Origin of the sequence: Castellaniella defragrans 65Phen (assembly GCF_000612685.1) — a bacterium.
Lineage (GTDB): Bacteria > Pseudomonadota > Gammaproteobacteria > Burkholderiales > Burkholderiaceae_B > Castellaniella > Castellaniella defragrans.
On the sequence record NZ_HG916765.1, the window covers coordinates 2,147,516 to 2,172,923 of the forward strand.

The window sequence follows — 25,408 nt, forward strand, 5'->3', positions numbered from 1 at the left end:
GGAGCGTTCCACCTTTACCGCCGCCATCGTGGCCGGAGAACCCTCCGGCGACCTGCTGGCGGCGCGCATGCTGCGCGGCTTGCGGGCGCGCGATCCGCAGGTCCGGGCCAGGGGCATCGGCGGCCCGGCCATGGCCCGGGAAGGTTTCGAGGCCTGGCACCCCATGGACGCGCTGTCCGTGTTCGGCTACGTCGATGCGCTGCGCCGGGCACCGCGCCTGATCCGCACCTGGCGCGACACCCGCCGCCGCACGCTGGACTGGCGTCCGGACGTGTTCGTGGGGGTCGATGCGCCGGACTTCAACCTGCGCCTGGAAGAAAAACTGCGCGCCGCCGGCATTCCCACCGTGCATTTCGTCGGCCCGTCGATCTGGGCCTGGCGCTTCGAGCGCATCCACCAGATCCGCCGCGCGGTCTCGCACATGCTGGTGCTGTTCCCCTTCGAGGTCGAGCTGTACCGCGGGCAGGGCGTGCCCGTGACCTACGTCGGCCATCCCCTGGCCGAACTCATTCCGGTGCGGCCGGACCGCGCGGCCGCGCGCGCGCGCCTGGGCCTGGAGCCCGGCCGCCGGGTGCTGGCCCTGATGCCCGGCAGCCGCGAATCGGAGATCCGGCTGCTCGCGCCCCGCTTCCTGCAGGCCGCGCAGATGCTGGTGCGCCAGGACCCCGGCCTGCGCATCGTCGTGCCGATGGTCAACCAGCACCGCCGCGCCCAGTTCGAGGCCATCCTGGCGCAGCATCCCGTTCCCGGCTGCCGGGTCCTGTCGGCGCTGCCCGGGACGGGGCAGGGGCCTGCGCAGGGACGCGGCCCCGCGGCGGCGCCGGACGCGCCCGCCCGCGCCGATGGCCAGGACACGGCCGACTGGCCGATCGCCTGGCATGCCATGGAAGCCGCCGACGCGGTGCTGGTGGCCAGCGGGACGGCCACCCTGGAAGCCGCGCTCTTCAAACGGCCGCTGGTGATCTCCTACGTCATCACGCCCTGGATGCGGCGCATCATGACCTGGAAATCCGGCCAGGACGCCCCGAGCCTGCCCTGGATCGGCCTGCCGAACATCCTCGAGCGCGAATTCGTCGTGCCCGAGCTGCTGCAGGAGGCCGCCACGCCGCAGGCCCTGGCCGAGCACACCTGGGCGGCCCTGACCGACGCGGCGCTGGCCGAACGCATCTCGCGCCGCTTCACGGCGCTGCACGAAACCCTCAGCCGCGACACGCCGGGCCTGGCGGCGCAGGCCATCCTGGACGTCAGCCATGGCCACGCAGCCTGACCTGTTCGGCGGCCCGGTGGCGGGCGATGCGCAGGCGCCGGCCGCCGGCCGGATCCTGGTCGCCGGCGTGGACGAAGCGGGGCGGGGCCCCCTGGCCGGCCCGGTCTACGCCGCCGCCGTCATCCTGGACCCGGACCGTCCGATCGAGGGCCTGGACGATTCCAAGAAGCTCAGCCCCGAACGCCGGGAATCCCTGGCCGGCCTGATCCGCGAACGCGCGCTGGCCTGGGCCATCGCCAGCGCCAGCGTCGAGGAGATCGAGCGGCTGAACATCCTGCGGGCGACGATGCTGGCCATGCGGCGCGCCTGTCTGACCCTGCGGCACGCGCCGGCGTCGATCCTGGTGGACGGCAACCGCCTGCCCGAGGGCCTGCCCTGCCATGCCCGGGCCGTGGTGGGGGGCGACGCCCTGGAGCCCGCGATCTCCGCCGCCTCGATCCTCGCCAAGACCGCGCGCGACGCCTGCTGCCTGGAACTGCACGCGCGCTACCCGCAATACGCCTTCGATCGCCACAAGGGCTACGGCACCGCGCTGCATCTGGCCCGGCTGGCCGAATTCGGCCCGTGCCCCGCGCACCGGCGCGGCTTCGCCCCGGTGCGCGTCCTGCTGGACGCCGGCGTTGCCGGGCGGCATGCGGGCCACGAGGTAAACGGCCGGCAGAAGGCGCGGCGCGGGGACGCGCCATGACGTCCATACCCGTACGCCACATCGCGTCGCGCGACAACCCGGACTACCGCGCCTGGCTGCGCCTGGCCCAGGGCCGGCCGGGCCGCCGCGACGCCCGCGTCATCCTCGAAGGCGAGCACCTGTGCCGCGCCTGGCTGGAGCACAAGGGGCCGCCGCCGGTGCTGGTGGTCGGCGAATCCGCGCTGTCGCTGGACTGGGTCGGGCCGATCTGGCAGGCCTGTGCGCAGGGGCGCCGCGTCGTCCTGCAGAACAACCTCGCCGCCGTCCTGTCCCAGGTCGAGCACGGCCCCGCCGTGTTCTTCATCGTCGAGGCGCCCGCCCCGACGCTGCCCGAGCGCATCACGGCCGGCTGCCTGTGGCTGGACCGGGTGCAGGATCCGGGCAATCTGGGCACGCTGCTGCGCACGGCGGCGGCGGCCGGCCTGCGCCAGGCTTACCTGTCCGACGGCTGCGCCTCGGCCTGGTCGCCCAAGGTCCTGCGCAGCGGCCAGGGCGCGCATTTCGCCCTGGAGATCCACGAGCACGCGGACCTGCCGGCGCTGACCGGGCGGCTGGACATCCCGCTGGCCGCCACCACCCTGGAAAGGGCCGAACTGCTCTACCTGAAGGACCTGCGCCAGCCCTGCGTATGGCTGTTCGGCAACGAAGGGCAGGGCGTGGCGGACGAACTGATGGCGCGGGCCGACTGGCGCGTCCACATCCCGCAGTCCACGGCGGTCGAATCGCTGAACGTCGCCGCCGCGGCGGCCGTCTGTCTGTTCGAGCAGCGGCGCCAGCAACTGGTGGCCGCCGTCAGGGAACGCACGGCGCGGCGCAGGCAGGGCTGAACGGCATCGGCTCGCCAGGCCAGGCCGGCAAGGCGGCATGGCGAGCCCGGGCGCCGAAGGCTAATAGCTCATCCGGTCCAGGCCGACCTCGTCGAGTATCTTCGTGGAGATTTCCTCGATCGAGCGGGTGGTGGTGGACAGCCAGGGGATGTTTTCCATGCGCATCAGGCGTTCGGCGTCGGCGACTTCCTGGCGGCATTGCTTCAGCGAGGCGTAGGTGCTGTTGGGGCGGCGTTCGTTGCGCACCTCGGACAGCCGGTCGGGCTGGATCGACAGGCCGAACAGCTTGCGCCGGTAGGGCAGCAGGGCGGCGGGCAGGGCGCCGCGGTCGAAGTCTTCCGGAATCAGCGGGTAGTTGGCGGCCTTGACCGCGTACTGCATCGCCAGATAGAGGCTGGTGGGGGTCTTGCCGCAGCGCGACACGCCCACCAGGATGACGTCGGCCTGCTCCAGGCCCTGGACGTACTGGCCGTCGTCGTGCGCCAGGCTGAAATTGATGGCCTCGATGCGGTTGTTGTACTGCTTGCTCAGGCCGTTGGTGTGCGAGCGGCCCACCGAACGGCTGGCGCTCACGCCCAGCACGCCTTCCAGGTGATGGACGAAGGAGCCGAACAGGTCCAGGAAGACGCAGGGCGCGGCGCGGATGCGGTCGGCGATTTCCGGGTCCACCAGGGTGCTGAACACCAGCGGCGGCGGGCCGCCGCGGTCGGCCTGCTGGGTGATGCGGCGCGCGGCGGCGTCGGCTTTTTCCACCGAATCGATGAAGGGCAGCCGCACCGACTGGAAGGCGATGGCCTCGAATTGCGAAAGCACCGCGTGACTGAAGGTTTCAGCCGTGATCCCGGTGCTGTCGGAGACGATGAACACCGGGCGTTCGATGAGGGAGTCGGTCATGGATTGTTGAACCACCAAGCGTCAGAAACGGTACAATCCGCGAAAGGTTACCAGTCACCCGAACCGGGAGCAAGGGAACATCCGCACGGGCCTTGGGTTCGCGCAAGGGTTCCAGAGGCTGGTTTGCCGGGCGCACGCGATCATGCCGCGCACGCGGGGGCTTTTTTCCTCCGCGCCGCGTACGCCGGGCAAACACGCTTTTTCTATCTCAAAGGTGACACCATGTCGTACGTCGTATCGTTCGAGCAGCTCCGCATGACGGATGTGGACTCGGTAGGAGGCAAGAACGCTTCTCTAGGTGAAATGATCAGTCAGCTGGCCGGCGCGGGCGTGCGCGTGCCGGGCGGCTTCGCGACCACGGCCGAGGCCTTTCGCGACTTCCTCAAGTCCACGGGGCTGGACGCCCGCATCAACGCGCGCCTGGATGCGCTCAACGCCGACGACGTGCGCGAACTGGCCGCCGCCGGCGCCGAGATCCGCCAGTGGGTGATCGACACCCCGTTCCCGGCCGACTTCGAGCGGGCCATCCGCGCGGCCTTCGCCCAGCTCGACGCCGACGGCAAGGGATCCTTCGCCGTGCGCTCGTCGGCCACCGCCGAGGACCTGCCCGACGCGTCCTTCGCCGGCCAGCAGGAAACCTACCTGAACGTGGTCGGCATCGACGAGGTGCTGGACAAGATCCGCCACGTGTTCGCCTCGCTGTACAACGACCGCGCGATCTCCTATCGCGTGCACAAGGGCTACGCGCACGCCGAGGTCGCCCTGTCGGCCGGCATCCAGCGCATGGTGCGCTCGGACAAGGGCAGCGCGGGCGTGATGTTCACCCTGGACACCGAATCCGGCTTCAAGGACGTGGTGTTCATCACCTCGTCCTACGGCCTGGGAGAGACCGTCGTCCAGGGCGCCGTCAACCCGGACGAATTCTACGTCTTCAAGCCCACGCTGGCCTCGGGCCACTATCCCGTCATCAGCCGGCGCATCGGCTCCAAGCTGATCAAGATGGAATTCGACGAGCAGCGCGTCTCGGGCCACGCCGTGCGCACGGTCGAGGTCCCCGCCTCGGAGCGCAACCGCTATTCCCTGAGCGACGAGGAAATCATCGAACTCGCCCGCTACGCCACCATCATCGAAGCGCACTACCAGCGCCCGATGGACATCGAATGGGGCCGCGACGGGGTGGACGGCAAGCTCTACATCCTCCAGGCCCGTCCCGAAACCGTCAAGTCGCAGCAGAGCCACCACGACGTCCAGGAACGCTACCGCCTGAAGGCCACCGGCGAAGTCCTCATCACCGGCCGCGCCATCGGCCAGAAGATCGGCTCGGGCACGGTGCGCGTGGTGGCCGACGCCTCCGAAATGGACAAGGTGCGCCCCGGCGACATCCTGGTCACCGACATGACCGACCCCAACTGGGAACCGGTCATGAAGCTGGCTTCCGCCATCGTCACCAACCGCGGCGGGCGCACCTGCCACGCGGCCATCATCGCGCGCGAACTGGGCATCCCCGCCGTGGTGGGCTGCGCCGACGCCACCGACGTGCTGGCCAACGGCCGCGAGGTCACGGTGTCCTGCGCCGAAGGCGACGAGGGCCGCATCTACGACGGCCTGATCGAGACCGAGATCGAGGAAGTCCGCTGGGGCGAGATGCCCGACATCGGCCTGAAGATCATGATGAACGTCGGCAACCCGCAGCTGGCCTTCGACTTCTCCCAGATTCCCAACGGCGGCGTCGGTCTGGCGCGCCTGGAATTCATCATCAACAACAACATCAACGTCCATCCCAAGGCGATCCTGGACTACCCCAACGTCGATAGCGACCTGAAAAAGGCCGTCGAGTCCGCCGCCCGGGGCTACGCCAGCCCGCGCGCCTTCTTCGTGGAAAAGCTCGCCGAAGGCGTGGCCACCATCGGCGCGGCCTTCTATCCCAAGCCCGTGATCGTGCGCCTGTCGGACTTCAAGTCCAACGAATACCGCAAGCTGGTGGGCGGCTCGCGCTACGAGCCCGAGGAAGAAAACCCCATGCTGGGCTTTCGCGGCGCGTCGCGCTACATCTCCGAGGATTTCGCCGAATGCTTCCGCATGGAATGCGAGGCCCTGAAAAAAGTCCGCGACGAGATGGGCCTGACCAACGTGGAAATCATGGTGCCCTTCGTGCGCACGTTGAGCCAGGCGCGGCGCGTGGTGGACCTGCTGGCCTCCCACGGCCTGAAGCGCGGCGAGAACGGCCTGCGCCTGATCATGATGTGCGAAGTCCCGACCAACGCCATCCTGGCCGACGAGTTCCTGCAGTACTTCGACGGCTTCTCGATCGGCTCGAACGACATGACCCAGCTCACCCTGGGGCTGGACCGGGATTCGGGCATGGAACTGCTCGCCGCCGACTTCGACGAGCGTGACCCGGCCGTGCAGTTCATGTTGCGCCGCGCCATCCAGGCCTGCCTGAAGGCCGGCAAGTACGTCGGCATCTGCGGGCAGGGCCCCAGCGACCATCCCGACCTGGCCCAGTGGCTGCGCGACGAGGGCATCCTGTCCATGTCCCTGAACCCGGACACGGTGGTCGATACCTGGCAGCGCCTGGCCGACACGAAGATCGCCGCCTGAGCGAGCGGCACGCGATGCCGTTCCATGCCCTGATCCCGTCGCCCCTGGGGCCGATCCTGCTGGCCGCCGACGAGGCCGGCCTGACCGGCCTGTACTTCACCGACCAGCGGGATCTCCCGCGGGTGCCGGGGGTCGAGGCCGCCGCGGCGGTGGTGTCCGATCCCACGGCGGGCTTCCAGGGCAACCGGGCGATCCGCACCTTCAAAGCGACGCGGGAACGTCCGGCGGGGGCAAGCGGCGAGCTGTTCCCCCCGGGCTCCGCCGCCGCGTCCGCGCCGGCGCCCGTCCGGCGGCGGAACGGGGACGCGGCCGACGGGTCCGGCGCGGCGGCGCCCCTGCGCCTGCTGCAGGAAGACACGCCGGCCGCCGTCCTCGCCGTGCTGGAGCAGACCCGGCGCGAACTGGACGAATACTGGCGCGGCGAGCGCACGGTCTTCGGGATGCCGCTGGCGCCCCGGGGCACGGCCTTCCAGCAGAAGGTCTGGCAGGCGCTGCTGGAAGTCCCCTGCGGCGAGACCCTGTCCTATGGCGAACTGGCCGAGCGCGCCGGCCTGGGCGCCGGCCACGGCCGCGCGGTCGGCACCGCCGTGGGCAGCAACCCCATCAGCATCATCATCCCCTGCCACCGCATCCTGGCCCGCAACGGCACTCTGAACGGCTACGGCGGCGGCCTGGGCCGCAAGGTCCGCCTGCTGGAAATCGAGGGCTTCACGATCCGCTGAGGGATGGCTGGCCGGGCAGCGATCCGCCGAACGGGAATCGTCCGGGCAGGCTGCCGGGCGGCCACCGCGCCGCCTCAGCCCTGGACGGGAGTGCCGGCGCCGGCCAGCGCCCGCTGGCCCGACAGGTAGACGTTGTCCTTTTCCAGCGCACGGCCCGCGCCGATGGCTTCGATCCAGTCGGCGGTCGTGGCGACCGCGGCGAAATTCGAGTGGAACACGGTGCAGAACACGCGGTGGATCTCCTCCGCGCTCGCCTGGCCCGCCGCGTTCCGGTAGGCCGGCGAGCCGCTGGCGTCGGACAGGAATTCCGCGCCGAATCCCCGCTGCAGGGCCTCGAAGATCGTCGCCGCGTCGCAGTTGTGCGTCATGTAGCCCGCGACGGTCACGGTATCGATGTCCCGCGCGGCCAGCCAGTCGGCCAGGTCCGTCCCGGCGAAGGCGCTGGCCCGGGTCTTGTGGACGGTGTGGTCCACCGGCAGCCCGGCGACGGCCGGATGCGGCCGCCAGCCGTCCGAGCCGCGGGCGAACACGGGGCCGTTTTCGGGGCCGTCGTGCAGCACGCGCACGACCGGAATGCCCGCGCCGCGGGCGGCCTCCAGGGCCAGGCCGATGTTGCGCAACGATGTTTCCACGGGGGGATGGGCGATGGGCAGGCGGCCGGTGAAGTATTCGTTCTGCACGTCGATGAGCAGCAGGACACGGCGAGGGGAGGCGGGCATGCGGGGCTCCAGAAAGGGAAGTTTTCGGATGGCACGGCGCGTTTTCACGGGCCGATGCGCCATTGTGGCGCCGGCCGCCCGCGGCCGGGAGTGGCCTGAAAACCATGATTCGATAAAATCGGGCCATCATGGATGATTATCTGATCCAGCCTCCCGGCTGTCTCCCCGCCCGATCCCTCGGCTCCGGCGCGGCCCCGCTCAGGATCGCCGTCGTCGCCTTCGACGGGATCACGCCCTTTCACCTGTCGGTTCCCGCCCTGGTCTTCGGCGCGCGGCCGGGCGGCGCCGCCACGGGTTTCGAGGTGCGGGTATGCGCCGCCGACCCCGCGCCGCTGCGGACGACGGCCGGATTCTCGATCGTCCCCGAATACGGCCTGGCGGAACTGGAGCGGGCCGACTGGGTGATCGTGCCTTCCTGGCACGAGGACGGCCGCCCGGCCCCCGACGCGCTCGTCCACGCCCTGCGCCGCGCCGGTGCGCGCGGCGCGGGCCTGGTGGGCCTGTGCCTGGGCGCGTTTCCGCTGGCGCAGGCCGGGCTGCTCGACGGCCTGCGCGCCACGACCCACTGGGCCTACGCCGACCGGCTGGCCGAACGCCATCCGGGCGTGCGGGTCGAGCGCGAGGCGCTCTACGTGGACGAGGGCAGGGTGCTGACGTCGGCCGGCGTCGCGGCGGGGCTGGATTGCTGCCTGCACCTGCTCGGCAGGCTGGGCGGCGCCGCCGCCGCCGGCCGCGCCGCCCGGACGCTGGTGGTCGCGCCGCACCGGGACGGCGGACAGGCCCAGTTCATCGAGCGGCCGATGCCGGCCTCGCCCGGCGAAGGGCGGCTGGCCCGCGTCCTGGGCTGGGCCGCCGCCCACGTGGAGCAGCCGCACACCATCGACACGCTGGCCGCCCGGGCGGCGATGAGCCGGCGCAGCTTCACGCGCCATTTCCAGCGCGCGACGGGGACCTCGCTGAAGCAGTGGCTGCTGGCCAGGCGCCTGGAACGCGCGCGCGAGCTGCTGGAGGAGGGCGCCCTGCCGATCGATGCGGTCGCCCAGGCGGCCGGCTTCGGCTCGGCCCTGTCGCTGCGGCAGCATTTTCGCGCCCGCCTGCGCACCACGCCCACGGCCTACCGACGCACCTTCCGCGAGGGACGGCCCTGAAACGGGCAGGACGACGTGCGGGATGACGTGCAGGACGCGGGCCGATGCGCCGCCGGACTGCGCGCCCGGCGCGCGTTCGATCCCCGGACGTACGTTCCGCCCCGCCCAATCCCCGGCGGACGTTCGATTCCCGGGCGTTCCCAGGGCGGACGTTCGATTCCCGGCCGATCCCAGGGCGCGCATTCGATCCCCGCTCAATCCCCCTTGCGGGCGCGGGTGTCGTGCTTCATCAGCCGCTCTTTTTCGCGCGCCCAGTCCTTGTCGCGCTGGGTGTCGCGCTTGTCGTGCAGCTTCTTGCCGCGCCCCAGGCCGAAGTCCAGCTTGATGCGCCCGCCCTTGTAGTGCAGGTTCAGCGGCACCAGGGCGTAGCCGCGCTGCTCGACCTTGCCGATCAGCTTGCTGATTTCCTCGGCGTGCAGCAGCAGCTTGCGCGTGCGCGTGGCGTTGGGGTGGATGTGCGTGGAGGCCGTGGGCAGCGGGCTGACGTGCATGCCCAGGATCCACAGGGCGCCGTCGCGCACGATGACGTAGCTTTCCTTGAGCTGAACGTGACCGGCGCGGATGGCCTTGACTTCCCAGCCTTCCAGCACCAGTCCCGCCTCGAAGCGTTCCTCGATGAAGTAATCGTGGGTGGCCTTGCGATTTTCGACAATACTCATGGGGGTCCGACCAAGGCGGGAACTGAAAATGTAAAATCCCTTCATTCTAGCCCAACCGACCGCCTTGCCGATGCCCTCGATCCAGCGCTCCGTCCTCGTCCCGTTCAGCTGCGCACAGATGTTCGACCTGGTGGCCGACGTGGGGCGCTACCCTGAATTCATGCCCTGGTGCGGCGGGGCCGACGTGCAGTGGCGCAACGAACAGGGCATGCAGGCCACGGTGCAGATCCATTTCGCCGGCATCCGCCAGAGCTTCACCACGCGCAACGACCACGACTATCCGCACAGGATCGTCTTCCACCTGGTGGACGGGCCGTTCTCCAGCCTGACCGGGCACTGGACCTTCCAGCCCCTGGGCGAGGACGGCTGCAAGGTGCTCTACACCATGGAATACACCTTTTCCAGCCGCGCGCTCTCGGCGGTGGTCGGGCCGGTCTTCAACCGGATCGCCACCAGCTTCATCGATTCCTTCACCCAGCGCGCCCACGCGATCTACGGAGCCTGAGGTGCGGGTGCACATCGCCTTCGCCGCGCCCACGCGCCTGTGGCGGCGGACCCTGGACGTGCCCGAGGGCACGACCGTGGGCCAGGCCTTGGCCCTGAGCGGTTTCGCCGAGGAATTCCCCGAGTTCACGGACCATCCGCCCGCGATGGGCGTGTACGGCGAGCGCTGCGACGCGCGCCGCGTGCTGCGCGAGGACGACCGCGTCGAACTGTACCGGCCGCTGGTCTTCGATCCCCTGGAATCCCGCCGCCGGCGCGCGGCGCACCGGCAGGATGCGGGACGGCGGCCCGCGAAGGCGGACAACTAGCACGCCACGGACCGGGCGGCGGACCCGCCGGGCCGATGAACAGGCAGGCGCCGAGGGGCTCGCATCGGGCGGTGCAAGAGGCATGCCGCGGGAAAATGTCGCGTGCGCGACAGCCGCGCCGCGGCGGCTGCGCTAAGGTGGGCGGGCCGCACGGAAGCCGGCTCTCAAAGTGCTACATTAAGCCTGCGGCGCATCGGCCGGCCCCTACCCGGGCCGGGCCGCGTCGGGCGGCGCCACGAGCATGCCGCGACAGCCCCCTACAAAATCCGGAGACACGCACCATGGATTTTCGCCTCACCGAGGAGCAACAGGCCTTCGCCCAGGCCGCCCGCGAGTTCGCCCAGGGGGAACTGGCCCCCTACGCGGCGCAATGGGACGAGGAACATATCTTTCCCCGCGAGGCCTTCGCCAAGGCCGGCGCGCTCGGGTTCTGCGCCATGTACGCGCCCGAATCCATCGGCGGGCTGGGCCTGCCGCGGCTGGACGCCACGCTGGTGTTCGAGGAGATGGCCGCCGTCGATCCCTCCACCACCGCCTTCATCACCATCCACAACATGGCCACCTGGATGATCGGCTCCTGGGCCCAGCCCGGCGTGCGCGAGTACTGGGGGCCGCTGCTGGCCAGCGGCGAAAAGCTCGCCTCCTACTGCCTGACCGAACCCGGCGCGGGCTCGGACGCCGCCTCGCTCACCACCAGCGCGCGCCGCGAGGGCGAGCACTACGTCCTGAACGGCGCCAAGGCCTTCATCTCCGGCGCGGGCGACACCGACGTGCTGGTGGTCATGGCGCGCACGGGCGGCGAGGGCGCGCGCGGCATCTCCGCCCTGGTGGTGCCCGCCGACAGCGCCGGCATCGCCTACGGCCGCAAGGAAAACAAGATGGGCTGGAACAGCCAGTCCACGCGCCCGATCACCTTCGAGAACGTGCAGGTGCCGGTGGCAAACCGCCTGGGCGAGGAAGGCGAGGGCTTCCGCTTCGCCATGAAGGGCCTGGACGGCGGGCGCATCAACATCGCCACCTGCTCGGTGGGCGCGGCCCAGGGCGCCTACGAGGCCGCGCGCCGCTACATGGGCGAGCGGCGCCAGTTCGGCCGCGCGCTGGCCGACTTCCAGGCGCTGCAGTTCAAGCTGGCCGACCTGCTGGCCAATATCGTGGCCTCGCGCCAGATGGTGCGCCTGGCCGCCTGCAAGCTCGACGAGGGCGATCCGCAGGCCAGCGCCTACTGCGCCATGGCCAAGCGCCTGGCCACGGACCTGTGCTTCCAGGCCTGCCTGGATGCGCAGCAGATCCACGGCGGCTACGGCTACCTGAAGGACTACCCGCTGGAACGGCTGGTGCGCGACACGCGCGTGCACCAGATCCTGGAAGGCACCAATGAAATCATGCGCCTAATCGTGGCGCGCCACATCCTCACCCAGGAGGCCGATCTGCGATGAGCGCGTCCCCCCTTGCCGAATCCGCCGGCCAGGCGCCGGTGCTGTTCCAGGAGCTTCCCGCGGGCGGCGGGCGGCGCATCGGCGTGGCCACGCTCAACAGCCCGCGCACCTTGAACGGCCTGTCGCTGCCCATGTGCCGGCTGCTCGACGACCGCCTGCGGGCCTGGGCCGGCGACGACGGCGTCGCCGCCGTGGTCCTCAAGGGCGCGGGCGGCAAGGCCTTCTGCGCCGGCGGCGACCTGCACAGCCTGTACCGCGCCATGCTCGAAAGCCCGGCGAGCGACGCCTGGGCCAACGTGCCGGCGCGCGAGTTCTTCGAGACCGAATACCGGCTGGACCACCTCATCCACCGCTACCCCAAGCCCGTGCTGTGCTGGGCCGACGGCATCGTGATGGGCGGCGGCGTGGGACTGATGCTGGGCGCCAGCCACCGCATCGTCACCGGCGCGACGCGCTTCGCCATGCCGGAAGTCACCATCGGCCTGTATCCCGACGTGGCCGGCACCTGGATGCTCAGCCGCCTGCCGCGCGGCATCGGCGCCTTCCTCGCCTTCACCGGCGCCCAGCTGGGCGCGGCCGACTGCCTGCACTATGGCCTGGCCGACCGGGTCTGCGAGGCCGGCGAGCCCGACGCCCTGCTGGCCGCGCTGGCGGCCACGGACTGGACGGCCGATCCGGCCTGCCACGCCGCCCAGGTCGATGCCGCGCTGGACGCCTGCCAGGTGCCGGCGCCCGAGCCCGGGCCGCTGCAGCGCCACGCCGACGCCATCCGGCTGGCCTGCGGCCGCGCCGATTTCCTGGAGATCGCCGCCGCCATCGCCGCCTGGAAGGACCACCCCGATCCCTGGCTGGCGCGCGCGGCCGCCACCTTCCTGGCAGGCTCGCCCGGTTCGGCCCGCCTCAGCCACACGCTGCTGGCGCGCGCCCGGCACCAGTCCCTGGCGGAAACCTTCCGCATGGAATTCGCGGCTTCGCTGCATTGCTGCGCCGAGCCGGACTTCCGCGAGGGCATCCGCGCGCTGCTGATCGACAAGGACAAGTCCCCGCGCTGGAACCCGGCCACGCATGAGCAGGCCACGGCGGACTGGGCGCGGCGCTTCCTGGTCCCGCCGGTCCCCGAGGGCGAGCCGCATCCGCTGGCGGACCTGGGGCCCTGAGCCGGCGGCCGCGATCGCGGGCCGCGCGGGCGGCGCGCATCGCCCCCGGCAGCCCGCGCGTCCACGACCGCAACCCACGGCCGCAACCCACGACCGCAACCCACGACCGCACACCCGCGGGACCGGGCAGCCACAAGAATTCCACGCATCATCACAGGAGACACACATGAGCAGCACCATCGGATTCATCGGACTGGGCCACATGGGCGGCCCGATGGCACAGAACCTGGTCAAGGCCGGCCACCGGCTCCAGGTCTTCGACCTGGTCCCCCAGGCCGTCCAGGGCCTGGTCCAGGCGGGCGCCACGGCCGCGGCCTCGGCGGCCGCAGCCGTGGCCGGGGCCGACGTGGTCGTCACCATGCTGCCGGCCAGCCGCCACGTCGAGGGCCTGTACCTGGGCGAGGACGGCCTGCTGACGGCCATCGCCCCGCGCGCACTGGTGCTCGAATGCAGCACCATCGCCCCCGAATCGGCCCGCAAGGTCTCGGCCGCCGCCGCGCAGCGCGGCATCCGCATGCTCGATGCGCCGGTGTCCGGCGGCACCGGCGGGGCCGTGGCCGGCACGCTGACCTTCATCGTCGGCGGGGCCGCCGCCGACCTGGAGTCGGCCCGGCCCTACCTGCAGGCCATGGGCAAGAACATCTTCCACGCCGGCGACGCGGGCGCGGGCCAGGTCGCCAAGATCTGCAACAACATGCTGCTGGGCATCCTGATGGCCGGCACCGCCGAGGCCCTGGCCCTGGGCGTGGCCAACGGCCTGGACCCCCGGACGCTGTCGGACATCATCGCCAAGAGCTCGGGGCGCAACTGGGCGACCGAGCTGTACAACCCCTGGCCCGGCGTGATGGAGAACGCCCCGGCCTCCAAGGGCTACGCCGGCGGCTTCGGCGTGGACCTGATGCTCAAGGACCTGGGGCTGGCGGCCGAGGCATCCATGCAGGCGCGCGCGACCACGCCGCTGGGCGAACTGGCGCGCAACCTGTACGCGCTGCACAGCGCCCAGGGCCACGGCATGCTGGATTTTTCCAGCATCCTGAAGCTCTACCACCAGCCACGCTGAAAAACGGGCGGGCTCGTCCCGCCCGGAGGGTTTTCAGCCGTGACGGATATCTCCCTCGCCGCTTGCAGGCGGCGCGGGTTCTCCGGCCCGGATCAGTCCGCAAGGACTGATGTGGGTCCGAACGCATTCAGCACGGCGCCGTCGGGCGAACCCGCCGCGTAGCGCATCGCCGGCCAGTCCGACAGCGTGATCTCGGCGGCCACGTGCAGCAGGCCCTGGTGGACCGCCGACTCGATCACGCGTCCCACGGGCCGGCCCGTCGCGTCGCCGGCGGCGTACAGGTCGGATCCCGGAGGCAGGGCGGGGGCGTCCGGCGCCCAGGGCGCCGTGCCATAAGCCAGGCGGCGCTTGACCGTGCCGCGGTAGTGGCTGCGGGCGATGACTTCCTGGCCGGGGTAGCAGCCCTTGGCGAAATCGATGGTGCCGTTCAGGTCCATGTCGAGGGACGCGGGCAGGAACTGGTCCTGCGAGGCGGCCCGGATCCAGGGCCAGCCGCCGGCCAGCCGCGCCGCGGTCCAGGCGTCGCCCGCGCCCGCGGCGGCGGTCGGCCTATCCGCCGCGCCCGGCCCGGATGACCCGGACAATCCAGACGTTGCGCCCGGCCCGGACGGCCCGGCCGGTTCGGACGTGTCCGAGGGTGCGATGCGCCAGGCGGCGGGCCGCGCCGCCTGCGACATGGGCGCCACGATCCAGTCGGCGCCGTCGATCGAGGCCCGGGTCCAGGGCGGCGCCCCATGCAGGCTGGCCGGCACGGCCCCGGCGCCCAGGGCGCCCCCGATGTGCACCGCCGCGTCCGGATCGATCACGACGCGGGCGCGCAGCACGAACATGCGCAGCCGCTTGATCAGGCTGTCCGCCAGGTCGCGCGAGACCATCCAGGCCAGGCCGCCGTCCTGCGCGCGCCACAGCACGCCGTTGGCCAGCAGGCGGCCCTGGGGCGTGCAGTACGCGGCCGGCGCCGCCTGGTCGGCGCCCAGGCCGGTGACGCCGTGCGTGAGCTGCCCGTGCAGGAACGATGCGGCGTCGGGGCCCTGGACGCGCACCAGCGCGCATTCGGGCAAGGGTTGAAATCCGTCGGTGGCAAGACCTTCCATGGGTGAATCCGTGAATATTGCAGGCAATCGATCTGCGCCCATGATAGCGCGGGTGCGCAACGGGCCGGCGCGCGGCCGGGTTCCGCACAGGGATATGCCATGCAGCGGTCATCGCAGAATGAGCGTACGATTTTTTCCGTTTTCCGAGACGCCCCCATTCAAGGAGGGTTCAAGAATCATTCAAAGCCATGCAAAGCCATAGTATTCAATATTTTTTATGAATCATCTAAGATGATTTGAATTTATTTATTTATAACCTCTGCTTAGAATGGCGGCCGTATCCCTTGCGAGCCCGGCTCAGACGATGCCTCCCATTTCCGCCATTCCCCAGCCCCTCCCGTCCACCGGCCGCCTCGGCGCCGTCCGCTCGCACACGGAGGGCGGCGCGCGCACCCCTTCGGTCTGGTATGGCCTGCTGCTCGCCGGCGGCCTGGGCCTGGCGGCCTGGGGGCTGGGCGCGCGTTTTCCGTTGATCGGCGGCCCCGTGTTCGGCATCCTGCTGGGCATGGCCTGGCGCAATCTGCTGGGCCTGTCCCCGCTCTTCACGCCCGGCGTGGTCTTCGGCAGCCGCCAGGTGCTGAAATGGTCCATCATCGGCCTGGGCTTCGGCCTGAGCCTCGGCCAGGTCGTGAAGACCGGGGCCTCGTCCCTGGCCGTGACCCTGGTCACGCTGTCCGCCGCCTTCCTGACCGCCTGGCTGCTGGGGCGCTGGCTGAAGCTGGGCGGGCACCTGAGCACCCTGATCGGCGTGGGTACGGCGATCTGCGGCGGCTCGGCCATCGCGGCGGTGGCGCCCATCATCCGGCCCGACGATCACGAGACGGCGCTGTCGATCTCGACCATCTTCCTCTTCAACGTCGCCGCGGTCCTGCTGTTTCCGCCCCTGGGCCACTGGATGGGGCTGAGCGACGCCGGCTTCGGCCTGTGGGCCGGGACCGCCATCAACGACACCTCCTCGGTGGTGGCGGCCGGCTACAGCTACGGCACGGCGGCGGGGGACATCGCCACCATCGTCAAGCTGACCCGCGCCACGCTCATCATCCCGGTCTGCATCGCCATCGCCTTCTGGACGGCGTGGCGCAACCAGCACTCGGAAACCCGGCTGCCGCTGGCCGCGATCTTTCCCTGGTTCATCCTCTGGTTCCTGGCGGCCTCGGCCACCCGCAGCCTGGGCCTGATCCCCGCGGCGCTGCTCGAACCGCTGCACCTGCTCTCGCAATTCCTCATCATCCTGGCGCTCACCGCGATCGGCCTGTCGTCCGACCTGCGCCGCATGGCCGTGGCGGGCGTCCGCCCGCTGCTGCTCGGCCTGGGCGTGTGGACGGCCGTGTCGCTCAGCAGCCTGGGCGTGCAGCTGCTGCTGGGCAGCCTCTGAACCCGAACGCCGCGAGTCCCGCCGGCCGCCCGCCGGCGTGCAAGCGCCGGCAGGCCAGCCGACGTTCCAGTTAAACTGGCAGGCATGAAAAATTACCCCCACGCCGCGTCCTGTGGGCTTGCCGTCCACCGCGCCGCCTGCATTCATCCCGGGACGGTCCGGCGATGAAAAAGGCCCTGCGCGCATTCCTCTGGCTGCTGATCCTCGGCCTGACGGCCGCGGCGGTCGCCATCGCGGCGGCGGCCTGGTGGGGCTGGAAGCGCCCCGTGCCCATGCGGGCGCCGGTGGTGGATTATCTGATCGACGCCGGCAGCACGCCGCGCCAGATCGCCCTGGCCATGCGCGACGCGGGCATCGAGATCCAGCCCGAGGCCTTCGTCTGGCTGGCGCGCCTGAGCGGCCGCGACACGTGGCTCAAGGCGGGCGCCTACGAGGCCCGCCAGGGCGACACCCCTTGGCTGCTGCTAGAGCGCATGGCCAACGGCGACATGACCCAGGCGCGCCTGACCTTCCCGGAAGGCTGGACCTTCGCCCAGATACGCGCGGCGCTGGACGCCGACCCGCAGATCCGCCACGACACGCTCGGCATGGACGACCGGACCCTGCTGCGGCGCCTGGGCCTGGAGGCCGACGCGCCCGAAGGCCTGTTCCACCCCGACACCTACGTGTTCGCGCCGGGCAGCTCCGATCTGGACATCCTGCGCCGCGCCGCCCAGGCCGGCCGCCAGACGCTGGAGCGCGCCTGGGCCGGGCGCGACCGCGACCTGCCGCTGGAGACGCCCTACCAGGCCCTGATCCTGGCCTCCATCGTGGAAAAGGAAACCGGCCACGGCGCCGACCGGGCGCGCATCGCCGGCGTGTTCGTCAACCGCCTGCGCATCGGCATGCCGCTGCAGACCGATCCCACCGTCATCTACGGCCTGGGCGCCGGCTACCAGGGACGCCTGCGCAAGAAGGACCTGGAACGCGATACCCCCTGGAACACCTACACCCGCGCCGGCCTGCCGCCCACGCCCATCGCCAGCCCGGGCAAGGCCGCCCTGGAAGCGGCCCTGCATCCGGAGCGGCATAATTACCTGTATTTCGTGTCGCGGGGCGATGGCACCAGCGAATTTTCCACCGACCTGGCGGCGCACAACCGCGCCGTCGGCAAATACATCCTCAAGCGATAGCCCATGACCCGGAGCGCCTGCTTCATCACGCTCGAAGGCCTGGACGGGGCCGGCAAGAGCACGCACATCCCCTGGATCGAGGAACGGCTGCGCCGGGCCGGCGTGGACCTGCTGTCCACCCGCGAGCCGGGCGGCACGCCCCTGGGGGAAATCCTGCGCGAACTGCTGCTGCACCGTCCCATGGACCTGCGCACCGAGACCCTGCTGATGTTCGCCGCCCGCAACGAGCACTGGCGCACGCGCATCCTGCCGGCGCTGGAAGGCGGCCAGTGGGTGCTGTGCGACCGCTACACCGACGCCTCCTTCGCCTACCAGGGCGGCGGCCGCTCCCTGGGGGCGGAACCGGTGCGCATCCTGGAGGACTGGGTGCAGCAGGGCAGGGGACCGGACTGCACCCTGCTGTTCGACGTGCCGCTGGAAACCGCCCGCGAGCGCCTGTCGCAGGGGCGCGCGCACAGCGACCGCTTCGAGCGCGAGGACGCCGCCTTCTTCGAGCGCACCCGCCAAGCCTATCACGCCCGGGCGGCGGCCGATCCGGGCCGCTTCCGCGTGATCGACGCCCGCCGGGGCATCGCGGAGATCCGCGCCGAACTGGACGGCATCCTGGAGGAACTGCTGCGCGCGCGCGGCTACGCGCCCGTTTCCGCCGCCTCCGCGCCCCCGGCCGCATCCGGCACGTCCCCGGGGAGCCCGGCATGAGCGGCATGGCCAACAAGGCCGGCGCGGCGGCGCCCGGGGCCCCGCTGCAGGACGGCGCGGCCGCCCCGGCCGGGGGGGCGGAGTCCTTCACGGATTTCCTGCCCTGGCAGCAGGCGCCGGCGCGCCGCTGGCTGGCTTCGCGCGAACGTTTCGCCCACGCCTGGCTGATCCACGGCCGGCCCGGCTGCGGCCAGATGGAATTCGCCCTGGCCGGGGCCGCCAGCCTGCTGTGCGAATCGCCGCGCGACGGCCTGGCCTGCGGCGCCTGCCAGGCCTGCCGCTGGGTGCTGGCCGGCAACCATCCCGACCTGCGCCGCATCCGGCCCGACGCCCAGGCGGTGCGCGAAGGCGCGCTGGACGTCGCCGAGGACGCGAAGAAGCAGCCTTCGCGCGAGATCCGCATCGAACAGATCCGCAGCCTGCTGCCCTGGTTCAACACCGCCACCCACCGGGGGGGCTGGCGCGTCGCCCTGCTGTACCCGGCCGAAGCCCTGAACACCATCGCGGCCAACGCCCTGCTGAAGATCCTGGAAGAGCCGCCCGAGCACACCGTGTTCCTGCTGTCGGCCCAGGCGCCCGACCGCCTGCTGCCGACGCTGGTGTCGCGCTGCCGGCGCCTGCCCCTGGCGGTGCCGCCCGCCGCCGAGTCCCTCGCCTGGCTGCAGGCGCGGGGCGTGAAGGACGCCGCCGCCCGGCTGGCCGCCGCCGGCGGCGCGCCGCTGCTGGCGCTGGAGCAGGCGCGGGACGGCCGGCCCGTGAAGCCGGACTGGCTGGAGCTGTTCCTGGACCAGGCGAGCCGGGGCGGCGACGGCGCCGCGCTGGCCGACGCGCTGCAGGCCGGCGAGCCGGCCGACTGGGTGGACGGCTTCCAGCGCCTGTGGCTGGACCTGAGCCTGGGCGTGCACGGCCTGCCGCCGCGCTATCATCCCGCAGAGGCGGCACGGATCGCCGCCATCGCCGGCCGCCTGGACCCGGCGGCCCTGGCCCGCGCGGCCGACTGGCTGGGCGAGCAGCGGCGCCTGGCGCGGCATGCCCTCAACCCCAAGCTGCTGGCCGATCACGCCGCCCGCCATCTGCTGCAGTCGGTGCGGCCCGCGCGCGCTCCCGGCCGCGCCGATCCCGGGGCCGGCGCCTAGGCCGGGGCCCGGCCCGAACACACGCAGTCCCCAAGACACCCACGTTTTGCCATCATGTACATCGATTCCCACTGCCATCTGAACTTTCCCGCCCTGCAGGACCAGCTGCCCGAGGTGCTGGAGCGCATGCGGACGGCCGGCGTGGGCCATGCCCTGGTCGTCAGCGTCAACCTGCGCGACTGGCCCGGCCTGATGGCGCTGGTGGAGCGGCATCCCTTCCTGCGGGCCTCGGTGGGCGTGCACCCGGACAACGACCCCGAGGACGACGACGGCATCGAGCCGACCCTGGACGACCTGGTCAGCCGCGCCGCCCATCCCAGGGTCGTCGCCATCGGCGAGACCGGCCTCGACTACTACCGCCAGGGCGAGCCGCTGGAATGGCAGCGCGAACGCTTCCGCACCCACATCCGCGCGGCGCACGAGACCGGGCTGCCGCTGATCATCCACACCCGCGCCGCCGCCGAGGACACCCTGCGCCTGATGCGCGAGGAACGCGCGCCGGGCGGGGTCATGCACTGCTTCACCGAATCCTGGGAGGTCGCGCAGGCGGCCCTGGACCTGGGGTTCCACATTTCCCTGTCCGGCATCGTCACCTTCAAGAACGCCGTCCAGATCCAGGACGTCGCGCGCAGGGTTCCCCTGGACCGCCTGCTGATCGAGACCGATTCCCCCTACCTGGCCCCCGTGCCCTACCGCGGCAAGCTGAACGATCCTTCCCGGGTGATCCACGTGGCCGAAAAAATCGCCGAACTGCGCGGCGTGCCCGTCGCCGAGATCGAGCGGGCGAGCGCCGAGAACTACTGGCGGCTGTTCGACAAGGCCGCCGCGCCCGCCTGAACCCTTCGCTGCCGGCCCGCCGCCCCGGCCGGCCGGTTTCCATTCCCCTCGACGGAGGTCTTCCGCCATGTCCCTGTCCACTCCCGCTCGATCCGGCGCACGGCGCCGCCGCCGGCCGTCCGCCCCGGCCCTGGTCCTGGCGCTGGCCGTGGCGCTGGGCGCCGGCCTGCCGCCCGCGGCCCTTGCCCAGCAGGCGCCGACGGCCGACTGGTGGTCGGCCATCCGCCGCGACGACGTGTCCGCCGTCCAGGGCATGCTGCTGCGCTACACCGACCCGAATGCGCTCAACGCCCTGGGCAACCCGGCGCTGACCCAGGCGGTGCGCGACCAGTCCTGGAAGGTGTTCGACGCCCTGCGCGCCGCGCCCGACGTGCGGATCGACGAGCCCAACGCCCGCGACGAGACCGCGCTGATGTACCTGTGCATCCTGGGACAGACCGAGCGGGCCCGGGCGCTGATCGCCGCGGGCGCGCAGGTCAACCGCCTGGGATGGACGCCGCTGCACTATGCCGCCTCCAAGGCGCAGCTGGAGACGGCCCGCATGCTGATCGAGCACGGGGCCATCATCAACGCTCCCGGCCCGGACGGGACCACGCCGCTGATGATGGCGGCCCTGTCGGGCAAGGCGGAAATGGTCCGCCTGCTGCTGGCGCACGGCGCCGACCCGACCATGTTCAACACCGCCCGCGAGACCGCGGCGGACTGGGCGCGCAAGCGCAACCACCAGTCCCTGGCCGCCGCCCTGGACGACGTCGCCGCCCGCACGGCGCGCAGCAGGCAGGGCGGGGCCGCCGCCGCGGCGCAGGCCGGACAGGGCGAAGCCGCGCAGGCGCCCGCGCCCGCAGGGCCGGACGCCGCGTCGCCGGCGCCGGCGGCCAAGGCGGGCGCGGGGGACGAATCCTCGTTCTCGCGCTATTTCGACCTGGACCGCTTCGAGGATACGCCGCAGGGCCGCTGAGCAAGCGGCACCGAGCAAGCGGCACCGACCGGGCGCACGGGGCCGCGCGGCGCGCGCCGCGGGTCCGCCGGCGCGGCGATCCCGGTCCGCAGCCCGTCCTGCAACCCGCTCCGCAACCGCTAGTTCAGGAACACCCGCGCCTGGCGCGGCCGGGCGATGAAGCGGCGGTGGCCCTGCGCCCGGATCCGGTCGAACTCGGGGCTGGGCATGACCACCTCGATGATCTCCTGGGTGTCCTCGCGGCGCAGTTCCAGCTGCGCCAGCGGCCCGAAGGCGTGCGCCCGCTGCAGGTTCACCAGCAGGCCACGCCCGGCGGGCGGCTGGTCGGCCGCCGGCAGCGGCTCGATCTGGATGTCGTGCGGCCGGACGTAGGCCGTCCCCGGCGCGTCGGCCGCGCCTTCCAGGCCCGGCATGTCCAGGGCCGCGCCGCCGGTGTGCAGCCGCCCGTCGCGCACCCGGCCGTGGAACAGGTTCACGTGCCCCAGGAAGCCATAGACGAAGGCGGTCTCGGGCGCGTCGTATACCGCCTGCGGCGCGCCCCGCTGCTCGACCCGGCCCTTGTTCATGATGACGATCTCGTCGGCGACCTCCAGGGCCTCCTCCTGGTCGTGCGTGACGAACAGGCTGGTCATGTGCAGTTCGTCGTGCAGGCGGCGCAGCCAGCGCCGCAGTTCCTTGCGGACCTTGGCGTCGAGCGCGCCGAAGGGTTCGTCCAGCAGCAGCACGCGCGGCTCCACCGCCAGGGCGCGCGCCAGGGCGATGCGCTGGCGCTGGCCGCCCGACAGCGCCGCCGGCCGGCGGTCGGCCAGCCAGTCCAGCTGCACCAGCTCCAGCAGCCCCATGACCTTCTCGCGGATCCGGCGCTCGTCGGGCCGCTGGCCGCGCGGCTTGACGCGCAGTCCGAAGGCGACGTTCTCGAACACCGTCATGTGCTTGAAGAGCGCATAGTGCTGGAACACGAAGCCGACCTGGCGCTGGCGCACGTGCGTATGGGACGCGTCCTGCCCCTCCAGCAGGACCTGGCCCCCGTCGGGATGCTCCAGCCCGGCGATGATGCGCAGCAGCGTGGTCTTGCCGCAGCCCGAAGGCCCCAGCAGCGCGGTCAGCCGGCCGTCCGGAAAGGCCAGGGACACGTCGTCCAGCGCCGTGAACGCGCCGAACCGCTTGTGGATGTGGCGGACTTCGATGCTCATGAGGATTGCTCCGATGGGTTGCGGGCGGCCTGGGCGCGCAGGTGCCATTCCGCCAGGGATTTCAGGGCCAGCGTCAGCAACGCCAGCAATGCCAGCAGCGAGGCCACCGAGAAGGCGGCCGCGAAGTTGTATTCGTTGTAGAGGATCTCCACGTGCAGCGGCAGCGTGTTGGTCAGGCCGCGAATGTGGCCGGACACCACCGACACGGCGCCGAATTCGCCCATGGCGCGCGCGTTGCACAGGATCACGCCGTAGAACAGCCCCCAGCGGATGTTGGGCAGCGTGACGTGCCAGAAGACGCGCCAGCCCGAGGCGCCCAGCACGATGGCGGCTTCTTCCTCCTCGCAGCCCTGCGACTGCATCAGCGGGATCAGTTCGCGCGCGACGAAGGGCACGGTGACGAAGACCGTGGCCAGCACGATGCCCGGCACGGCGAACAGGATCTGGATGTCGTGCGCCTGCAGCCAGGGGCCGAACCAGCCCTGGGCGCCGAACATCAGCACGTAGATCAGGCCGGCGATCACGGGGGATACGGAAAAGGGCAGGTCGATCAGGGTGATCAGCAGGTTCTTGCCGCGGAACTCGAAGCGGGTGACGGCCCAGGCGGCGCAGACGCCGAACACCAGGTTCAGCGGCACGGCGATCCCGGCCGCGATCAGCGTCAGGCGGATGGCCGCGCGCGCGTCGGGCTCGGTGACCGCGGCCACGCAGGCCTCCCAGCCCTTGCCCAGGGCCTCGTGAAAGACCGCCGCCAGCGGGATGAAGAGGAACAGGAACAGGAAGGCGAACGCCGTTCCCATCAGCGCCAGGCGGACGAACCGGCCTTCGGCGGCCGGCCGCGCGGCGGCGGCCTGGGGGAGCGAATCGAGAGCGATGGAGGTCATGGAATCGGACGGTTCATGCGGTTGGATGCGGGCGTGGATTCATGCGCGCGGCTGCGGATGCGTGGCTATGGATGCGGGGCTGCAGATGCGTGGATGGGGGGATGCGTGGATGGGGAGCTCGGGCGGGCCCTAGCCGGCCTCGCCGGTCGAGCGCCGCCGCACCCAGGCCTGCAGCAGGTTGATGGCCAGCAGCAGCAGGAAGGAAATCCCCAGCATCACCACGGCGATGGCCGTGGCGCCCGCGTAGTCGTACTGCTCCAGCTTGGTGACGATCAGCAGCGGCGCGATTTCCGAGACCATCGGCATGTTGCCGGCGATGAAGATCACCGAGCCGTATTCGCCGGCCGCGCGCGCGAAGGCCAGGGCGAAGCCCGTCAGCAGGGCGGGCAGGATCGCGGGAAACACCACGCGGACGAAGACCTGCGCGCGCGAGGCGCCCAGGCTGCTGGCGGCTTCCTCGTATTCGGGGGCCATGTCCTCCAGCACCGGCTGGACGGTGCGCACCACGAAGGGCAGGCCGATGAAGACCAGCGCCACCACCACGCCCAGCGGCTTGAAGGCCACCTGGATGCCCAGCGGCGCCAGCAGCCCGCCCAGCCAGCCGTTGGGTGCGTACAGCGCGGTCAGGGCGATCCCGGCCACGGCCGTGGGCAGGGCGAAGGGCAGGTCCACCAGGGCGTCGATCAGCCGCTTGCCGGGAAACCGGTAGCGCGCCAGCACCCAGGCCACGATGCCGCCGAACACCGCGTTCACGGCGGCCGCCAGCAGCGCCGCGCCGAAGCTCAGGCGGTACGAAGCCAGCACCCGGGGCGCGGTGACCGCCTTCCAGAAGGCCTCCCCGCTCAGGGTCGAGGCCGTCAGGAACGCGGCCGACAGCGGCAGCAGGACCACCAGGCACAGATAGGTCAGCGTCAGGCCCAGCGTCAGGTTGCGTCCGGGCAGGACCCGGTGCGCGACGGGGGCGTGCGGCGCGAGCGTCGTGAGGGACATGGCTCCGCCGCCTTATTGCGCGTTCGGCTGATAGATCTGGTCGAACACGCCGCCGTCCGAGAAGTGCGTCTTCTGCGCCTCGGTCCAGTCCGGCGCCACGTCCGTGATCCTGAACAGCGACAGGTGCGGGAACTGCCCCGCGTGGCGCTCGGCGACCGCCTTCAGCGTGGGCCGGTAGTGGTTCTTCGCCGCGATCTCCTGGCCGGCCTCGGTGTACAGGTAGTCCAGGTAGGCCCGCGCCACGTCGCGCGTGCCGCGGGCGTCGACGACCTTGTCCACCACCGCCACGGGCGGCTCGGCCAGAATGCTGACCGAGGGCACGACGATGTCCACCTTGCCGGGGCCCAGTTCCTCGATGGCGAGGAAGGCCTCGTTTTCCCAGGCGAGCAGCACGTCGCCGATGCCGCGCTCGACGAAGGTCGTGGTGGAGCCCCGCGCGCCCGAATCCAGCACTGGCACCTGGCGGTAGAGCTTGCCGACGAACTCGCGCGCCTTGGCCTCGTCGCCGCCGGGCTGGCGCAGGGCGTAGCCCCAGGCCGCCAGGTAGTTCCAGCGCGCGCCGCCGGAGGTCTTGGGGTTGGGGGCGATGACCTGCACGCCCGGCTTGATCAGGTCGTCCCAGTCGTGGATGCCCTTGGGGTTGCCCTTGCGCACCAGGAAGACGATGGTGGAGGTGTAGGGCGCGCTGTTCAGCGGCAGCTGCCGCTGCCAGTCCTTGCGGATCGCGCCGCGCTCGGCGATGGCGTCGATGTCCGGCGCCAGCGCCAGGGTCACCACGTCGGCCTGCAGGCCGTCGATCACCGAGCGCGCCTGCTTGCCCGAGCCGCCGTGCGACTGGCGGATCGTGACGTGGTCGCCGGTCTTGTCCTGCCAGTACCGGGCGAAGGCCTGGTTGTAGGCCTGGTACAGCTCCCGCGTGGGATCGTAGGACACGTTCAGCAGTGTGACGTCGGCGGCGTGCGCGGCGCCCGCCAGGCTCAGGGCGGCGGCCAGGGGTAGCAGGAAGCGGAAGGGGGATCGCATGGAAAGGAGCCTCGTGATGCGGGAGATCGAGGCATCAGGTTAAAGCGTTCCTTTCCC

Annotated in this window: 25 protein-coding genes; 17 read left to right on the forward strand and 8 right to left on the reverse strand. The window is 71.4% G+C overall.

Annotated features, from left to right (window positions below):
* The first annotated feature begins 67 nt into the window (after positions 1-67).
* From lpxB to BN940_RS09585, 3 genes are read left to right on the forward strand one after another with little or no spacing between them, the layout of a single operon-like run.
* A complete protein-coding gene (lpxB, locus tag BN940_RS09575; RefSeq protein ID WP_052356073.1) occupies positions 68-1,267 on the forward strand; it encodes a lipid-A-disaccharide synthase in 1,200 nt (399 codons plus the stop codon).
* A complete protein-coding gene (gene rnhB, locus BN940_RS09580; protein ID WP_084330616.1) occupies positions 1,251-1,955 on the forward strand; it encodes a ribonuclease HII in 705 nt (234 codons plus the stop codon). Before lpxB ends, rnhB begins: the two co-directional genes overlap by 17 nt.
* Positions 1,952-2,782: a TrmH family RNA methyltransferase gene (locus BN940_RS09585; protein WP_043682511.1), complete on the forward strand. Its 831-nt coding sequence runs from the start codon at positions 1,952-1,954 to the stop codon at positions 2,780-2,782. Before rnhB ends, BN940_RS09585 begins: the two co-directional genes overlap by 4 nt.
* Before the next feature lie 60 nt (positions 2,783-2,842).
* On the opposite strand, the gene ppsR is transcribed toward BN940_RS09585, so the two are convergent.
* Positions 2,843-3,676: a posphoenolpyruvate synthetase regulatory kinase/phosphorylase PpsR gene (ppsR, locus tag BN940_RS09590; RefSeq protein WP_043682514.1), complete on the reverse strand. Its 834-nt coding sequence runs from the start codon at positions 3,674-3,676 to the stop codon at positions 2,843-2,845.
* Between the two features lie 222 nt (positions 3,677-3,898).
* On the opposite strand from ppsR, the gene ppsA reads away from it, so the two are divergent.
* Together ppsA and BN940_RS19510 are read left to right on the forward strand one after the other, a co-directional pair.
* A complete protein-coding gene (gene ppsA, locus BN940_RS09595; protein ID WP_043682516.1) occupies positions 3,899-6,277 on the forward strand; it encodes a phosphoenolpyruvate synthase in 2,379 nt (792 codons plus the stop codon).
* Positions 6,278-6,291: 14 nt separating this feature from the next.
* On the forward strand, positions 6,292-6,999 hold the full coding sequence (locus BN940_RS19510) for a methylated-DNA--[protein]-cysteine S-methyltransferase (protein WP_052355758.1): 708 nt from the start codon (positions 6,292-6,294) through the stop codon (positions 6,997-6,999).
* Positions 7,000-7,073: 74 nt separating this feature from the next.
* On the opposite strand, the gene BN940_RS09605 is transcribed toward BN940_RS19510, so the two are convergent.
* A complete protein-coding gene (locus tag BN940_RS09605; RefSeq protein ID WP_043682518.1) occupies positions 7,074-7,718 on the reverse strand; it encodes a cysteine hydrolase family protein in 645 nt (214 codons plus the stop codon).
* Positions 7,719-7,846: 128 nt separating this feature from the next.
* Between BN940_RS09605 and BN940_RS09610 the strand changes: the two genes are divergently transcribed.
* Complete coding sequence (locus BN940_RS09610) at positions 7,847-8,866, forward strand: GlxA family transcriptional regulator (RefSeq protein WP_043682519.1); 1,020 nt, start codon at positions 7,847-7,849, stop codon at positions 8,864-8,866.
* 194 nt (positions 8,867-9,060) lie between these two features.
* Here the strand turns inward: BN940_RS09610 and smpB are convergent, their stop codons facing one another.
* Positions 9,061-9,525: an SsrA-binding protein SmpB gene (gene smpB, locus BN940_RS09615; protein ID WP_043682522.1), complete on the reverse strand. Its 465-nt coding sequence runs from the start codon at positions 9,523-9,525 to the stop codon at positions 9,061-9,063.
* 70 nt (positions 9,526-9,595) lie between these two features.
* Between smpB and BN940_RS09620 the strand changes: the two genes are divergently transcribed.
* The 5 genes from BN940_RS09620 (at position 9,596) to mmsB (ending at position 13,990) form a co-directional block, all read left to right on the forward strand.
* Positions 9,596-10,030 (forward strand): type II toxin-antitoxin system RatA family toxin, encoded by a 435-nt coding sequence (locus BN940_RS09620; RefSeq protein ID WP_043682524.1) that lies wholly within the window; start codon positions 9,596-9,598, stop codon positions 10,028-10,030.
* A gap of 1 nt (position 10,031) precedes the next feature.
* Entirely contained in the window at positions 10,032-10,337 is a 306-nt protein-coding gene (locus tag BN940_RS09625) for an RnfH family protein (protein WP_043682527.1), read from the forward strand.
* Between the two features lie 281 nt (positions 10,338-10,618).
* Complete coding sequence (locus BN940_RS09630; protein WP_043682530.1) at positions 10,619-11,773, forward strand: acyl-CoA dehydrogenase family protein; 1,155 nt, start codon at positions 10,619-10,621, stop codon at positions 11,771-11,773.
* Positions 11,770-12,930, forward strand: coding sequence for an enoyl-CoA hydratase/isomerase family protein (locus BN940_RS09635; RefSeq protein WP_052355759.1), 1,161 nt, complete (start codon positions 11,770-11,772; stop codon positions 12,928-12,930). The genes BN940_RS09630 and BN940_RS09635 overlap by 4 nt, the downstream gene beginning before the upstream one ends.
* A gap of 166 nt (positions 12,931-13,096) precedes the next feature.
* Positions 13,097-13,990 (forward strand): 3-hydroxyisobutyrate dehydrogenase, encoded by an 894-nt coding sequence (mmsB, locus tag BN940_RS09640; protein ID WP_043682533.1) that lies wholly within the window; start codon positions 13,097-13,099, stop codon positions 13,988-13,990.
* Between the two features lie 92 nt (positions 13,991-14,082).
* Here mmsB and ygfZ read toward each other — a convergent pair whose 3' ends face one another.
* A complete protein-coding gene (gene ygfZ, locus BN940_RS09645) occupies positions 14,083-15,084 on the reverse strand; it encodes a CAF17-like 4Fe-4S cluster assembly/insertion protein YgfZ (protein ID WP_158386265.1) in 1,002 nt (333 codons plus the stop codon).
* A gap of 304 nt (positions 15,085-15,388) precedes the next feature.
* Between ygfZ and BN940_RS09650 the strand changes: the two genes are divergently transcribed.
* The 6 genes from BN940_RS09650 (at position 15,389) to BN940_RS09675 (ending at position 21,261) form a co-directional block, all read left to right on the forward strand.
* The gene (locus BN940_RS09650; RefSeq protein ID WP_084330619.1) at positions 15,389-16,459 is read left to right on the forward strand and encodes a YeiH family protein; all 1,071 of its coding nucleotides are present in this window, start codon (positions 15,389-15,391) and stop codon (positions 16,457-16,459) included.
* A gap of 164 nt (positions 16,460-16,623) precedes the next feature.
* A complete protein-coding gene (mltG, locus tag BN940_RS09655) occupies positions 16,624-17,631 on the forward strand; it encodes an endolytic transglycosylase MltG (protein ID WP_043682537.1) in 1,008 nt (335 codons plus the stop codon).
* Positions 17,632-17,634: 3 nt separating this feature from the next.
* Entirely contained in the window at positions 17,635-18,330 is a 696-nt protein-coding gene (gene tmk, locus BN940_RS09660; protein WP_084330620.1) for a dTMP kinase, read from the forward strand.
* Positions 18,327-19,466 carry a DNA polymerase III subunit delta' gene (gene holB / locus BN940_RS09665; RefSeq protein ID WP_242404164.1) on the forward strand — a complete coding sequence of 380 codons (1,140 nt, stop codon included), beginning with the start codon at positions 18,327-18,329 and terminating at the stop codon, positions 19,464-19,466. The genes tmk and holB overlap by 4 nt, the downstream gene beginning before the upstream one ends.
* A gap of 54 nt (positions 19,467-19,520) precedes the next feature.
* Complete coding sequence (locus BN940_RS09670; RefSeq protein ID WP_043682540.1) at positions 19,521-20,303, forward strand: TatD family hydrolase; 783 nt, start codon at positions 19,521-19,523, stop codon at positions 20,301-20,303.
* A 67-nt stretch (positions 20,304-20,370) separates the two neighbouring features.
* On the forward strand, positions 20,371-21,261 hold the full coding sequence (locus tag BN940_RS09675) for an ankyrin repeat domain-containing protein (RefSeq protein ID WP_052355761.1): 891 nt from the start codon (positions 20,371-20,373) through the stop codon (positions 21,259-21,261).
* Between the two features lie 119 nt (positions 21,262-21,380).
* Here the strand turns inward: BN940_RS09675 and BN940_RS09680 are convergent, their stop codons facing one another.
* The 4 genes from BN940_RS09680 to BN940_RS09695 form a co-directional block, all read right to left on the reverse strand.
* Complete coding sequence (locus BN940_RS09680; protein WP_043682543.1) at positions 21,381-22,454, reverse strand: sulfate/molybdate ABC transporter ATP-binding protein; 1,074 nt, start codon at positions 22,452-22,454, stop codon at positions 21,381-21,383.
* Complete coding sequence (gene cysW / locus BN940_RS09685; protein WP_043682546.1) at positions 22,451-23,338, reverse strand: sulfate ABC transporter permease subunit CysW; 888 nt, start codon at positions 23,336-23,338, stop codon at positions 22,451-22,453. The genes BN940_RS09680 and cysW overlap by 4 nt, the downstream gene beginning before the upstream one ends.
* Positions 23,339-23,467: 129 nt before the next feature.
* Positions 23,468-24,328, reverse strand: coding sequence for a sulfate ABC transporter permease subunit CysT (gene cysT / locus BN940_RS09690; protein WP_043682548.1), 861 nt, complete (start codon positions 24,326-24,328; stop codon positions 23,468-23,470).
* A gap of 12 nt (positions 24,329-24,340) precedes the next feature.
* On the reverse strand, positions 24,341-25,351 hold the full coding sequence (locus tag BN940_RS09695) for a sulfate ABC transporter substrate-binding protein (RefSeq protein ID WP_043682551.1): 1,011 nt from the start codon (positions 25,349-25,351) through the stop codon (positions 24,341-24,343).
* Positions 25,352-25,408: the final 57 nt, after the last annotated feature.